The following is an 11,467-nucleotide window of genomic DNA, read 5'->3' as shown; positions in this document are numbered from 1 at the left end:
GTTGGTGGCGTCGGCGACGAGCAAGCCGACTGCATGCGCAACAGCATTCCTGCTTTTGCCAAAAATAGCCCCTAGCTTCGAGCGCCTCGAAGCCTGGGTCAACCGCTACACCATGCTTGCTGTGGACCATCTGATGGTGGCTGCTAAAGGGTTGGGGGTCGATAGCTACTCCATGGAAGGGTTCAGCTCAAACCCTACGGCGGCCGCTTCGCGCTCGATCGCGTCTGCTACAGCGAGCGTTACGGCGAGCCCCTTGCCCTATAGCCCCTCGCACGCGCGCTAGCCCTCGCCAAACAGCCACGGCCAACTAGCTTGCAGGCTTGCGGCATAAGCCGGATCCATCCGCTGGGCCGCTTCCAGCACGGCCTCCGGCGAGAGGATGACAAAATCCAGCTGCCCCAGCTGGAGGGGCTCTTGCTCCACAATGGCCAACCGCCGGTTGCTCCAATAGGCCGTGCCCTGGTGCTCGTCCAGCCGGCGCAGGATCTCATCGCCGGCGTTGCCCGGCGCGCCCGCGAACAGCACCCCGCCACCCATAACAATGCTGCCGTTGAGCTCCGGGCAGTTGGCATCCCTGCGCGCGATCGCGATGACCTTCATGCCCGTTTTGGCTTGAGCCGCCGGCAGCTTCACAAGCTAGCCCACAACAGCACCGAGCCGCCCGGCTAGGAGCGCTGGGGCTGCAGCCACCGCTTCAGCAGCGCATCCAGCGAGAACTGGCCCGCGCCGTTAATGGCAAAGAACGCAAAGCAAGCGGCATAGATCGTTGCCGGCTCTAGCAGGGTGGCATTCAAACCGCCGACCAAAAGGTGGTGGTAGATGGCAACGCCCATGGTCGCCACGAGCCCCAAAGCTGCCGGCCGCGTTAGTAGCCCCAGGGCCACTAGCGGCGCGCCAATGAGCTCGGTATAGGCGGCAATGTAGCTCAGCGTTATAGGAAACGGTAGCCCAATGTAGGCCACGTAGGCGGTAGCGAAGTTCTCAATGTCGGCCAACTTATCGAGGCCGTTGTGAACCATGAACGCGCCTACTGTGACGCGCAGAAGCAGCCGTGCTGCTTGCGGTCCGTAGCCGGACGCGGCGTTGGGTTGCACTAGGGCCGGTAGGACTGTAGTGACGTTAAACATTTCGGTTCCAACCAATGCAGGCTGCAAGCGGGTGAGTCAATAAGCTCAGCCAGTCGCTTTGTTAAGTCTGCTTAATATTGTAAATTTTGATTAAGTTAACTGCAAACCCTGTTTTCACGCCCCGTGCCGGCTGCTGGCCGCGCCTGGAACCGCCGAGCGAGCCGTGCCATAATGCGGTCGGCTCCGCACGTGCCGGCAGTAGCGACTGCCTGGCGCCGCAACCGAGTGCTTCCATGCCCCAAACGGTTTGGCTCGCCCGCCACGGCAACCGCTACGACTTCGTCCACCCGGCGTGGTTCGAGACCGCCGAGCGCCCCTACGATCCGCCCCTATCGGCCGATGGGGTCACACAAGCGCAAGAACTCGGGCAGCACCTCCAGGGCGAGCAGATTGCGCGGGTATTTGCCTCGCCGTTTTTGCGAACGGTGCAGACGGCCCATTATGTTGCCCGCGCGCTCGGGGTGACCGTTGCGCTCGAGGCGGGCCTGAGCGAGTGGCTCAACCCGGACTGGATGGCGCACGCGCCCCAAACCTTGCCGCCCCAGGTGCTGGCAGCTTCTTACCCCGAAATCGATTTGAGCTATACTGCCCGCGTCGTGCCGTCCTATCCTGAGAGCAGCGAGGCCGCTTGGGCGCGGACCGCCCGGACCGTCCAGTGCCTGGTGCGCGACTTCCCGCAAGACTTTGCCCTCATCGGCCACGGGGCTTCGGTAATGGGGGTTGCAGCCGGCCTGCTTGGGGGACGCCCATCCATCAACGCCTCGCTGTGCGCGCTCATCCAGTTGGTGCGCGAAGGGCAGGACTGGCGGCTGGCCCTAGCGGGCGATACCTCGCACCTAAGCCAGCCCGAGACGGTCGTCCGCTTCAACTGAGCGCGAGCGAGGCCTATGACCCTACTCGTGGCCGGCGATATTGGCGGCACTAAAACCATCCTGCGCCTGATCGACGCCGCAGCAGACGGCCTGTCGTTTCAAACCCTAGACGAGGCCAGCTATCCCAGCCAGCAGTACAGCGGCCTAGTCCCCATCGTGCGCGAGTTTGGGGCGCGCACCCCCGATCGCGTCCCCGAACGCGCCTGCTTGGCCGTCCCGGGGCCGGTGGTGGACCAAACCAGCCAGCCTTCCAACCTGGATTGGTTTCTGGATGCGCAGGCGCTGGCATCGGCCTTGGGCATGGCGCAGGTGCGGCTGATCAACGACTTTGCCGCCGTTTGCCACGGCATCCGTGCCCTGGAAGCTGCCGATTGCGAAACGCTGCAGCCCGGCTGCGAGCGGGCCCATGCGCCCATTGGGGTTATTGGGGCCGGAACCGGGTTGGGGGAGGGATTTTTGACCCCCCAGGGCAGCAGCTACCAGGCCTTTGGCACCGAGGGCGGCCATGTCGACTTTGCGCCCCGCTCGGATTGGGAGGTGGCCCTGATGCACGACCTGCAGCGGCGGCTGGGGATCGCGCGGGTCTCGGCCGAGCGCGTGGTTTCAGGGCCGGGGATTGTAGCCATTTACCAGTTCCTGCGCGATCGCGGCGAAGCTGCCGAGTCGCCGCAGGTCGCGGATGCCGTGCGGCAGTGGGAGCGCTATCGGGCAGGCGCACTGTCGGAGCCCCCGCCCGATCCGGCCGCTGCCATCGGCCAGGCGGGGCAGGATGCGCTCTCGGCCCAGGCCATGGCGCGCTTTTTTGAGGCCTACGGCGCCGAGGCCGGGAACTGGGCGCTCAAGCTCCTGCCCTTTGGGGGGCTCTACATTGCCGGCGGCATCGCAGCCAAAAACCGCTCGCTACTGCGCCAGAGCCGCTTTCTGGCAGCCTTCAAGGATAAGGGCCGCCTCAGCCCCGTCCTCGAGCAGGTCCCCGTTCGCGTCATTACCAACCAGCAGGTGGGCCTGCTGGGATCGGTGCTTTATGGCACGGCCGGCTAAAATCTAGTCTGGAGAGCGGGAGTTGCCTGAACGAGCGCTATGGCAGGGCACAGCAAGTGGGCCAATATCAAGCACCAGAAAGCTCGGGCCGATGCCAAAAAGGGCAAGACCTTCACCCAGCTCTCGCGCGCCATCATCAATGCCGCCCGCAACGGCTCCCCCGATCCCGAGGCCAACTTCCAGCTCCGCTCGGCGATCAACAAAGCCAAAGCCGCCGGGCTGCCCAACGACAACATCGAGCGCGCCCTGGCCAAGGGCGCCGGCACCCTGGGCAGCGATGCCGAGCAGCTGGAGAGCCTGCGCTACGAAGGCTATGGCCCCGGCGGCATTGCCCTGCTGATTGAAGCCCTGACCGACAATCGCAACCGTACGGCCGCCGATCTGCGCACCTGCTTTAGCAAGTACGGCGGCAACCTGGGCGAAACCGGTTGCGTCAGCTGGATGTTTCGGCAGAAGGGCGTGGTGCGCCTCGAAGGCGAGCTGAGCGAAGAGGCGCTGCTGGAAGCCTCGGTGGAAGGGGACGCCGAGACCTTCGAATGGAACGGCGAAGGAGAAGAGCCGGGAGCCGAGGTCTATACTGAAGCGAGCCAACTTGAGTCCCTCAACCAAACCCTGCAGGCGCAGGGCCTTCCCGTCAAAGAAGCCGAGCTGCGCTGGATCCCCGATACCTACGTTGCGGTCAGCGATCCGGACCAAGCGCGATCGCTGCTTAAGTTGCTAGAGGCCATCGAGGAGCTCGATGACGTCCAAAACGTGACGGCCAACCTCACCATAGCCAACGAGCTAGTCGCGGCGAGCGTGGCTTCTTAAGGCCAAGCCGACATCCGGTTTATGGGGGGCCACTAGGGGACTTAGTCGCCGCTCGCGCCCTCCCCCTGTTGGGGGGAACCGCCCGCTTGCTGGGCGGCAGCTGCCACAGCGCGCTCGCTCGCGGTTTTGTAGGCTCGGGTCAGGTACTGCTGGACGGCGCGCGCGTCCGAGGCGGTCAGCGGAAAGCTGCCCAGCAGCGCCAGGACCGTCGTTTCCTCACTCGAGGGCTCGATCGCTACCAGGTCGGGATCGAGCGGTTCCTCGTACTGCCAAAAATGCTCGATGTCGAGCGGCAGTTGCGACGGAACCACCTGGGCGGCTTTTTTGCCCTTGCCGGTGGCAGTGGCTGGGGTGGCCTCGCCGCCCATTTTGCGCGCTCGAACCTGGCGTGCCCCATCCAGAATCTGCTTGCGGGTCCGGCCGCGCAACCGAAACAGGACAAAGGGATCCTCGCTGAAGCGATCGCCGAGTTCGTAGTAAACGGCGGCGACGTGCTTGCAGGGATTTTTGGGATCGGGGCAGTTGCAGCGCGAGCGCACCTCCTTGAGCGAGAACGGGAACAAGCTCAACCCGTTGGCCGTAAAGACCGCTTCGATGTCCTGCGGCAGCTCTCCGGCCAGCAGCTGGGTTGAGAGGCTGGCCCGCTCGGCCAGGGTGGCAATGACGTTGTCCCAGTCGCGATCGCTGAAGGGATCCAGCCGAATGGAGAGCTGGTAGGGGTCCTCGGCACTGCCCTGCACTTGGGCCCAGACTTCGGCTTCGCGGAACTCGATGTAGCGGATGTTGCCGGTTTGGGCGTAATTGCGCCCGCGCTCCAGGCGCTTTTTGAAGCGGTACTTCTCTAGCAGGTCCAACCAGCGCAGGACCCACCAGGGTTGGTTGCTGCGATCAGACTCGCTCATCCCCGTGCTCTCAGTTAGTCTCAGACGATCTCTTCCGCGCCCGATAGAACGTCTCTAGGCTGTGCCGATTGCCCACGTAGCGCCAGTGCCAGGGCTCGTAGTCAATCCCCTGCGGATTGTCGGGCGGGAAGGAGAGCTCGAAGCTGTAGCGGGCTGCGTTCTGCTGCAGCCAGGCAAAAGCCTCAGTGCGCGCAAAGCTTGCTTGCAGGTGAGTTTGCGGCGCTGCGGCACTGCCAATGTCAATGGCATAGCCCGTGTGGTGCTCGCTGTAGCCGGGCGGCGCGCTCAGCTCAGCCCGTTGGCGCGCCGATTGGACGCGCCGTTTTTTACGCTCAAAGAAAAGGCGCTCCTGCTGCTGCTGGCTGCGGAAGCCGGATAGCGGCACTAAGCGGATGCCATCGCGCCGCGCGGCGGCGCGCATGCGCTCGAAGGCTCGGGCGGCGGGGATTCGCAGCCGAATGTCGCCGTTGGCAGCCAGTGCTTCCAAGGATGCGCGCGGGGCTTCGGGGTAGGGCAGGTGGCCCAAGACATTGGGCTGGCTCGCCGGCGATTGGGCTGAAGGGGAGCTTGAGGAGTCGGCGGCCGTCGAGCTCGATTGCTGCAGCGCGCTCGGCCAAGCTAGCTCCAGGGGCGAGGCGCGCAGCAGCGCAACGCCGCCGGCAACCAACGCGATCACGCCCAAGCCTAGCCCCGCTCCCCACAGCCAACGCCGCCCGGGCGCGGATGCCGAACGGGCTTGCTGGGGAGCAAGGGGGACTTCACGCTGGGCTACTGGAATATCGTCCGCCGGCTGGTAGGGTCGCTGTCGGTCGCTCACGGCTACCCGAGCGCAATGGCGCTTCCCAATCACTCTAGCGAACGCACCGGATACAGTCAGTGCCGGCCCCTCAGCCAGGGAAAGACCTGATGCCAGCTTTGCTCGTGCTTTATTGGCAATTGGCCGGTGGTGTCCTGGCGGGCGTCGTGCTGGGGCGGCTGCTGCCGGCTCGGGTGCCGGCTACCTTGGGTCGGTTTTTGTTCTGGGTGGGCGTGCCGGTCGGCATCGTTGCCTTTCTGCGCCGCGCCGATCTCTCGGGGGCTGTATGGTTGGCGCCGCTGTTGGCCTGGGGCGCCGTGCTGGCCGGAGCCCTGCTGGCAACAGCCCTGGGGCGCCTGCAGCCCCAATCGCTGCCGCCGGCAGCGCGCGGCAGCTTTTTTTTAACCGCCATGCTGGGCAACACCGGCTACATGGGGTATCCGGTCAATCTGGCGCTGGCTGGCGAGCGCTTTTTTGGCTGGGCCGTCTTTTTCGATTTAGGCATGGTGCTGAGCTCCTACGGGCTCGGGGTATTGCTGGCTGCCTACTGGGGGCGGCAGGCAACTGGCTACCGCCAGCTAGCGCGCGCCATCGTTACCACGCCGGCGCTGTGGGGGGTGGGTCTGGGCCTGTTGTTGCGGCCCATCGCGCTGCCGCCCCTGGCGCAGGCGGCGCTGCAGGGCGCTGGCTGGAGTGCCATTGGCGGGGCCTTGCTGCTGATCGGCATGCGGCTGAGCCAGCTGTCTTCCTGGCACCGCTGGCGCCTGGCTGCGGCCAGCTTGAGCGTCAAAATGCTGCTGGTCCCGCTGCTGCTGGGCAGCCTGCTGGGCCTGTCGGGCATGACCGGCCTGCAGCGCCTGGCGATGGTTCTGCAGGCAGGCATGCCGCCGGCGTTTGCCACGCTGGTCATCACCGAGGCCTACGAGCTGGATCGCGAGCTAACAGTGACCGCGATCGCGGCGGGCTCGGGCAGTTTGCTGCTAACGCTACCGCTGTGGTTGCTGCTGTTCGGCGGGGGGTGATGCCGGCGCCAGCTCGGCGGGGCTCATCTGCTCGTAGGGCTCAAAGGGCTGGCGGATCCAGGGATTGTCGGGCAAGTAACGGACGTAGTAATCCGGCAGGACCGCGGAATCGCCTTTGCACCAGAGCACGGCCGTGCGGATGGTTTCGATATCGCTGCCGTAGTGCTCGAGCAGCCAGTTGCGGCTCGCTTGCAGGCTGGTCCCCGAGTCGCTGAGGTCGTCGGCTAGCAGCACGCGCGGTCCCATGCGCTCGGCCGTAGTGGCCAGATGCGGCGAGAGCGCGATCTCGCCGCGGATGCGGTTGCCGGGTCCCCCGTAAGATGTCGCGGCTAGGACGGCCAGGGGCCGATCGAACAGGCGCGCGAGAATATCGCCCACCCGCAACCCGCCTTTGGCTACGCAAGCGATTTGATCGAAGCACCAGCCCGACTGGTAGATTTGAGCCGCTAGGGCTTCGATGGTGCGGTGGTACTGCGCCCAGGAAACAGCTAGCTCTGGCATGGCGAGCGCGTGCGGGGGGCAATGTGACCGAATCGGCCCGCGCAGCCCCTGTGGCAGGGAACGGCAGCGAGCGCCTGAGTTTGGCTACCAAGCTAGCGTACGGCGCCGGCGATATGGGGCCGGCCATGACCGCCAATGCGCTGGCCTTTTATTTGCTTTACTTTCTAACCCAAGTTGCAGGGCTGCCGCCGGGGCTAGCCGGCAGCGTCTTGGCGATCAGCCGCGTCTGGGATGCAATTAACGATCCGGCCATCGGCTTGCTCAGCGATCACACGCGCCTGCGGTGGGGACGCCGCCTGCCCTGGATGCTGTTTGGGTCCGTCCCCTTTGGGCTGTTGTTTTTTGCCCAGTGGCTGGTTCCCCGCTTTAGCGACAGCGACCCCCTCAACACCTGGGCCCTATTCGGCTACTACGTGCTTATCGGCATTCTGTTTCAGCTGGGCTACACGGCCGTCAACTTGCCCTATACGGCCCTAACGCCCGAGCTCACCCAGGACTATAACGAACGCACCAGCCTGACTAGCTTTCGCTTTGCCTTCTCGCTGGGTGGCAGCATCCTGGCGCTGGTCCTGGCAAGCATGATTTTTGCCGCCTATCCGCAAGACTCGCAGCAGCAGTATCGGGTATGGGGCGCCGCGATAGCGCTGCTGGCGGTCGTTCCGCTGCTGTGGTGCGTTTTGGGCGTGCGCGAGCGGGGTCGTCCGGCGCTGCTGGCCCGGTCGCAGCAGCGCCAGTTGGGGGGCGGGCTCATTGCCGCCAGCTTGGGGCTATTGGCGTACGGAATCGCGCAAGGGTTGGGCTGGGTACCGCCGCCAGTCGCGGCGCGCCCGGTCAGCCTGACGGTAACTGCCCTGCTGGCCGCACTGCTGCTGCCCTTCGGGCTGACGCTGCGCTGGGGCCAGCGCGAGGCCAACTTGCAAGCGGCACCGCCAGCTAGCAGCGAGCGGCAACCCGAGCTCGGTTGGCGGGCGCAGCTGCGGATCGCCATCGGCAACCGGCCGTTTCGCTACATTGTGGGGATTTATCTGTGCGCCTGGCTGGCCGTGCAGCTCACGGCCGCCGTCCTGCCCTACTTTGTGGTGAGTTGGTTGGGGCTGGCTGAGGCGGCCTTCCCGCGGGTAGCCCTGGCCGTGCAAGGCTCGGCCATCGTCATGCTGTTCGTTTGGCAAGCGGCCAGCCAGCGGCTGGAGAAGCAAACCGTGTTTTTGCTGGGCGCAGGCGTGTGGGTGGGCGTGCAAGCAGGCCTGTTTGCCTTGCAGCCCGCCCAGGCGGCGGGCGCGTACGCGCTGGCCGTCCTGGCTGGAATTGGGATTGCCGTTGCCTATCTTATTCCCTGGTCCATGCTGCCCGACGCCATCGATCTGGACGAGCTGCAAACGGGCCAGCGCCGCGAGGGCCTGTTTTATGCTTTCCTGGTAGTCTTGCAAAAGCTGGGCCTGGCCCTGGCCCTGCTGCTGGTGGGCCAGGGCCTGGATTGGGCTGGGTTTGTCGAGTCGCAGGCCGGCGAACCTGCCCCCCAGCAACCGGCAAGCGCGCTGCTGGCCATCCGCATTGCCATCGCCCCCCTACCGGCGGTGTTTTTGCTGGCGGCCATGGGGTTGGCGTACCGCTACCCGCTCGACCGGGCCCGGCACCGCGCCATCCGCCGGCAGCTGCAGCAGCGGGCGGCGGGAACTGAGCCCCCATCCGCTTGAGCCTGCCTCGCACGCGGCCGCCCCAACCCCTTAGGATCGGATCGCAAGGCACACGGCACCGGCTGCCCCAGGCGCACTGCTTTCGGCTATGGACATTAATGAGTTTTTGCAAAAAAGCGAAGGCAAGTGGTTTTCGCAGCGCACCTACTACGACCTGACGCAACAAACCTCTCAAGACAGCAAATCGGAAATAACCATCGAGCTGCTGCCGGCTACCGATGCGGCGGTGGCGCGCTTGTGCCATCAGGCCGGCTTTAGCCCTGAAGACAGCTGCGGTGGGGCGCGCATCGGTTGGGACAACTCGGTGGATTGGGATGCCCCCGCGCAACGCGGCCAGACGGTCGTTGCGGCCGTTCCCAGCCCCCAACAACCCCAGACCGGGCAGCTCGTGCAGCAACCCAGCGGCGATGGGCAGGCGCCGCTGGTTGCCTGCTACGAAATCGCGGCGGACGAATCGCTGACCCTAACGGCTGAGGCGGGCGAGACCTACTCGCAGGAGCGCTTGTGGTTTGCCCACCCCAACCTGCGGTTGCGCACGGTCCTGCAGGGCTCGCAGTCGGTGAGCCGGACGGCTTTTTATTCCGAAATCCGGCGCGTCTCGGCCCAGTAAGCACGTTACAGGGCTAGCGACTGCGGATCCGATTCCAGAGTGGCTGCCAGATCCCGCAGGAAAGCAGCGGCATGGGTACCGTAGATGATGCGGTGGTCGCAGGTGAGGTTGAGCTGCATTTGACGGCGGATGCCCATCATGCCCTCGCCGGTTGCCACCACTTGCGGCTGGGAAGCGCCAATAGCCAGGATGCTGCCTTGGCCGGGCGGCAGAATGGCGTCGAAGCGATCGACCCCATACATGCCCAAATTGGAAATCGTAAACGTTCCGCTGCTGTACTCCTCGGGCTGCAGCTGCTTGGCGCGCGCGCGCTCGACCAAATCCCGCCAAGTCCGCGACAGGGTGTAGAGGTCGACGCCGTCCGCGTTTTGGAGAACCGGCGTAATTAAGCCGCCGTCTTCCATGGCAACCGCAACGGCAACGTTGATGTTACCGGGATAGTGGATGCCGTCCTGGGCGTAGCTGGCGTTGAGCCGCGGGTGCTGGCGCAAGGTCAGGGCAACCGCCTTGGCCAGCAAAGCGGTCATAGTGACGCCTTTGGCTTTGACTTGCTGGTGGAGGGTCTCTAGCGGGTCTGTCGCGACGGTGTAGCCCACGCGGAAGGTGGGTGCATGCACGCTGGCTGCCATGTTGTCGGCAACCGAGCGCTCGAGGGTATTGAACGGAACTGTCTCGCCTGCTGGCGCTGCTGCCGGGGGCGCTGGTACTGCGGTGCCCTGCTGGGAGCCGGTTGCCGGTGCTGCCGTCGGGGCGCGTTGCCCAGCGGCCGCTTCTACATCGGCCGTGACGATCCGGCCGTAGGGGCCACTGCCCGACACGGCTGCCAGATCCACTCCCAGCTCGCGCGCGCGCTTGCGGGCACGGGGCGAGGCAATCGTGCGGCCGCTGCGGGGGGCAGCAGCCGTTGCCGCTTCGGCGCCATCCGAGCCGCCATCGGCGGCGGATGCGCTGCTTGGCTCGGAAGCCGAGGGCTGCTCGGCCTCGCTGCTAGGGGCACTCGCGTCGGTAGTAGTTGAGCTGTTGGATGCGGTCAGCGCCGTGATGGGATCGGCAGCCCCTACCGCCTGCGAGGAGCGGGGCTGATAGGACTGGGCTTGCGCTTGCGCCGTTTCGATCTCGCTCTCGCTCTCAGCCAGCAGGGCAATGGGCTCGCCCACAGGGGCTTCTTGGCCCTCATCGACAATGACGGCTGCCAGGTAACCATTGTGGAAGGCCTCGACATCCATATCGGCTTTGTCGGACTCCACCACCACCAGCGTTTCGCCTTTTTCGACTTTGTCGCCGGTGGATTTGGACCAAGAGACGATTTTGCCCTCGGTCATGGTGGAGCTGAGGGCGGGCATATAGATTTCTTGAACCATGGAGTCAGGCCTCGAGCTGAGTGAGTCGCAAGCGGCGCGCGGCGCCAATCCGGCCAGGGGGCCGATCCGCAACGGTGGGAGCCAACTCAGCGCCCACCGCCACATTCAAATCTCGCCGCGAATTTCCTCAATAACGCCATCCCGCAGCAGGATCTCGACGTTCATTTTGTTGGCGAGATTGTCACCCGAGCCAACGCGGACGAAGCTATCCATTTGCCCTTGACTGACTTCTTGGCCGAGCTCCAAGCGCTGGATCTGTTCCATCTGCTGCAGCGATTGGTTGCGCTGCTGCATCATTTCGCTTTTTTTCTCGTTGACTTGGTTTTGAATGTTGTCGATTTGCTGCTGCACGTCCGGGCCGGGCGGATCCACGCTTTGCTTTTTCAGATCGTCGATCGCGCGCTGGCCTTGTTCCTCAAGCTGCTGCAGCTGCGAGTCGACATCGTTGATTTGGGACTGCAGCTGCTGCTGGGCTTCTTCCTTCCAACGCCCGGTAACGATCGCTTTGAGGGTAACCGGGCGCTTGAGCAGTAGCTTGTCGCTGTCTTGGGCGGGCATTTCGCTGCTGGGGCTGTCGCTTGCGTACATGGAAATTGGGAGCGATGGGGCTAGCGGGCAAACATCGCCTCAATCGTATCGCTGTAGCGCTCGCTCACGGCGGAGCGCCGCAGCTTGAGGGTTTGGGTCATGAGACCGTTCTCAATTGAAAACGGCTCGCTCAGAAGCCGGAA

Annotated in this window: 14 protein-coding genes; 7 read left to right on the top strand and 7 right to left on the bottom strand. The window is 64.8% G+C overall.

Annotated elements, in window-relative coordinates; all coding sequences use genetic code 11:
- Positions 1-55 precede the first annotated feature (55 nt).
- Positions 56-283 (top strand): hypothetical protein, encoded by a 228-nt coding sequence (locus BRC58_02210; protein ID PSP19006.1) that lies wholly within the window; start codon positions 56-58, stop codon positions 281-283.
- Here BRC58_02210 and BRC58_02205 read toward each other — a convergent pair.
- Positions 280-633 carry a hypothetical protein gene (locus tag BRC58_02205; GenBank protein ID PSP19005.1) on the bottom strand — a complete coding sequence of 118 codons (354 nt, stop codon included), beginning with the start codon at positions 631-633 and terminating at the stop codon, positions 280-282. The genes BRC58_02210 and BRC58_02205 overlap by 4 nt on opposite strands.
- 32 nt (positions 634-665) lie before the next feature.
- The gene (locus BRC58_02200; GenBank protein PSP19004.1) at positions 666-1,127 is read right to left on the bottom strand and encodes a DoxX family protein; all 462 of its coding nucleotides are present in this window, start codon (positions 1,125-1,127) and stop codon (positions 666-668) included.
- Between the two features lie 233 nt (positions 1,128-1,360).
- Between BRC58_02200 and BRC58_02195 the strand changes: the two genes are divergently transcribed.
- From BRC58_02195 to BRC58_02185, 3 genes are read left to right on the top strand one after another with little or no spacing between them, the layout of a single operon-like run.
- A complete protein-coding gene (locus BRC58_02195) occupies positions 1,361-1,999 on the top strand; it encodes a histidine phosphatase family protein (protein ID PSP19003.1) in 639 nt (212 codons plus the stop codon).
- A 15-nt stretch (positions 2,000-2,014) separates the two neighbouring features.
- A complete protein-coding gene (locus BRC58_02190; GenBank protein PSP19002.1) occupies positions 2,015-3,040 on the top strand; it encodes a glucokinase in 1,026 nt (341 codons plus the stop codon).
- Between the two features lie 39 nt (positions 3,041-3,079).
- On the top strand, positions 3,080-3,850 hold the full coding sequence (locus BRC58_02185) for a YebC/PmpR family DNA-binding transcriptional regulator (protein PSP19001.1): 771 nt from the start codon (positions 3,080-3,082) through the stop codon (positions 3,848-3,850).
- A 41-nt stretch (positions 3,851-3,891) separates the two neighbouring features.
- Here BRC58_02185 and BRC58_02180 read toward each other — a convergent pair whose 3' ends face one another.
- Together BRC58_02180 and BRC58_02175 are read right to left on the bottom strand one after the other, a co-directional pair.
- On the bottom strand, positions 3,892-4,752 hold the full coding sequence (locus BRC58_02180) for a hypothetical protein (GenBank protein ID PSP19000.1): 861 nt from the start codon (positions 4,750-4,752) through the stop codon (positions 3,892-3,894).
- A gap of 10 nt (positions 4,753-4,762) precedes the next feature.
- Positions 4,763-5,455: a D-alanyl-D-alanine carboxypeptidase gene (locus BRC58_02175; protein ID PSP19009.1), complete on the bottom strand. Its 693-nt coding sequence runs from the start codon at positions 5,453-5,455 to the stop codon at positions 4,763-4,765.
- Positions 5,456-5,658: 203 nt separating this feature from the next.
- Here BRC58_02175 and BRC58_02170 point away from each other — a divergent pair, with 203 nt between their 5' ends.
- Positions 5,659-6,570, top strand: a complete 912-nt coding sequence (locus BRC58_02170) for a transporter (protein ID PSP18999.1) — start codon at positions 5,659-5,661, stop codon at positions 6,568-6,570.
- Here the strand turns inward: BRC58_02170 and BRC58_02165 are convergent.
- Positions 6,535-7,071 carry a phosphoribosyltransferase gene (locus BRC58_02165; protein ID PSP18998.1) on the bottom strand — a complete coding sequence of 179 codons (537 nt, stop codon included), beginning with the start codon at positions 7,069-7,071 and terminating at the stop codon, positions 6,535-6,537. The two genes, BRC58_02170 and BRC58_02165, sit on opposite strands and share 36 nt — an antisense overlap.
- Positions 7,072-7,184: 113 nt before the next feature.
- Between BRC58_02165 and BRC58_02160 the strand changes: the two genes are divergently transcribed.
- Complete coding sequence (locus tag BRC58_02160) at positions 7,185-8,765, top strand: MFS transporter (GenBank protein ID PSP19008.1); 1,581 nt, start codon at positions 7,185-7,187, stop codon at positions 8,763-8,765.
- 88 nt (positions 8,766-8,853) lie between these two features.
- Positions 8,854-9,375 (top strand): phycobiliprotein lyase, encoded by a 522-nt coding sequence (locus tag BRC58_02155; GenBank protein PSP18997.1) that lies wholly within the window; start codon positions 8,854-8,856, stop codon positions 9,373-9,375.
- A 5-nt stretch (positions 9,376-9,380) separates the two neighbouring features.
- Here the strand turns inward: BRC58_02155 and BRC58_02150 are convergent, their stop codons facing one another.
- Positions 9,381-10,736 (bottom strand): branched-chain alpha-keto acid dehydrogenase subunit E2, encoded by a 1,356-nt coding sequence (locus BRC58_02150; GenBank protein ID PSP18996.1) that lies wholly within the window; start codon positions 10,734-10,736, stop codon positions 9,381-9,383.
- 105 nt (positions 10,737-10,841) lie between these two features.
- A complete protein-coding gene (locus tag BRC58_02145; protein PSP19007.1) occupies positions 10,842-11,294 on the bottom strand; it encodes a hypothetical protein in 453 nt (150 codons plus the stop codon).
- Between the last annotated feature and the right edge of the window lie 173 nt (positions 11,295-11,467).

It is taken from the genome of Cyanobacteria bacterium QS_8_64_29, assembly GCA_003022125.1.
Classification (GTDB): domain Bacteria; phylum Cyanobacteriota; class Cyanobacteriia; order Cyanobacteriales; family Rubidibacteraceae; genus QS-8-64-29.
Note: the sequence above shows the minus strand (reverse complement) of the source record. Positions and strands in the feature narration are given on the sequence as shown.

Bases quoted from the DNA above. Each gene is read 5' to 3' on its own strand.
- BRC58_02190 (PSP19002.1), top strand. From the start codon at position 2,015: ATGACCCTACTCGTGGCCGGCGATATTGGCGGCACTAAAACCATCCTG.
- BRC58_02185 (PSP19001.1), top strand. From the start codon at position 3,080: ATGGCAGGGCACAGCAAGTGGGCCAATATCAAGCACCAGAAAGCTCGG.
- BRC58_02165 (PSP18998.1), bottom strand. From the start codon at position 7,071: ATGCCAGAGCTAGCTGTTTCCTGGGCGCAGTACCACCGCACCATCGAA.
- BRC58_02200 (PSP19004.1), bottom strand. From the start codon at position 1,127: ATGTTTAACGTCACTACAGTCCTACCGGCCCTAGTGCAACCCAACGCC.
- BRC58_02160 (PSP19008.1), top strand. From the start codon at position 7,185: ATGGGGCCGGCCATGACCGCCAATGCGCTGGCCTTTTATTTGCTTTAC.
- BRC58_02195 (PSP19003.1), top strand. From the start codon at position 1,361: ATGCCCCAAACGGTTTGGCTCGCCCGCCACGGCAACCGCTACGACTTC.
- BRC58_02150 (PSP18996.1), bottom strand. From the start codon at position 10,736: ATGGTTCAAGAAATCTATATGCCCGCCCTCAGCTCCACCATGACCGAG.
- BRC58_02145 (PSP19007.1), bottom strand. From the start codon at position 11,294: ATGCCCGCCCAAGACAGCGACAAGCTACTGCTCAAGCGCCCGGTTACC.
- BRC58_02170 (PSP18999.1), top strand. From the start codon at position 5,659: ATGCCAGCTTTGCTCGTGCTTTATTGGCAATTGGCCGGTGGTGTCCTG.
- BRC58_02180 (PSP19000.1), bottom strand. From the start codon at position 4,752: ATGAGCGAGTCTGATCGCAGCAACCAACCCTGGTGGGTCCTGCGCTGG.
- BRC58_02155 (PSP18997.1), top strand. From the start codon at position 8,854: ATGGACATTAATGAGTTTTTGCAAAAAAGCGAAGGCAAGTGGTTTTCG.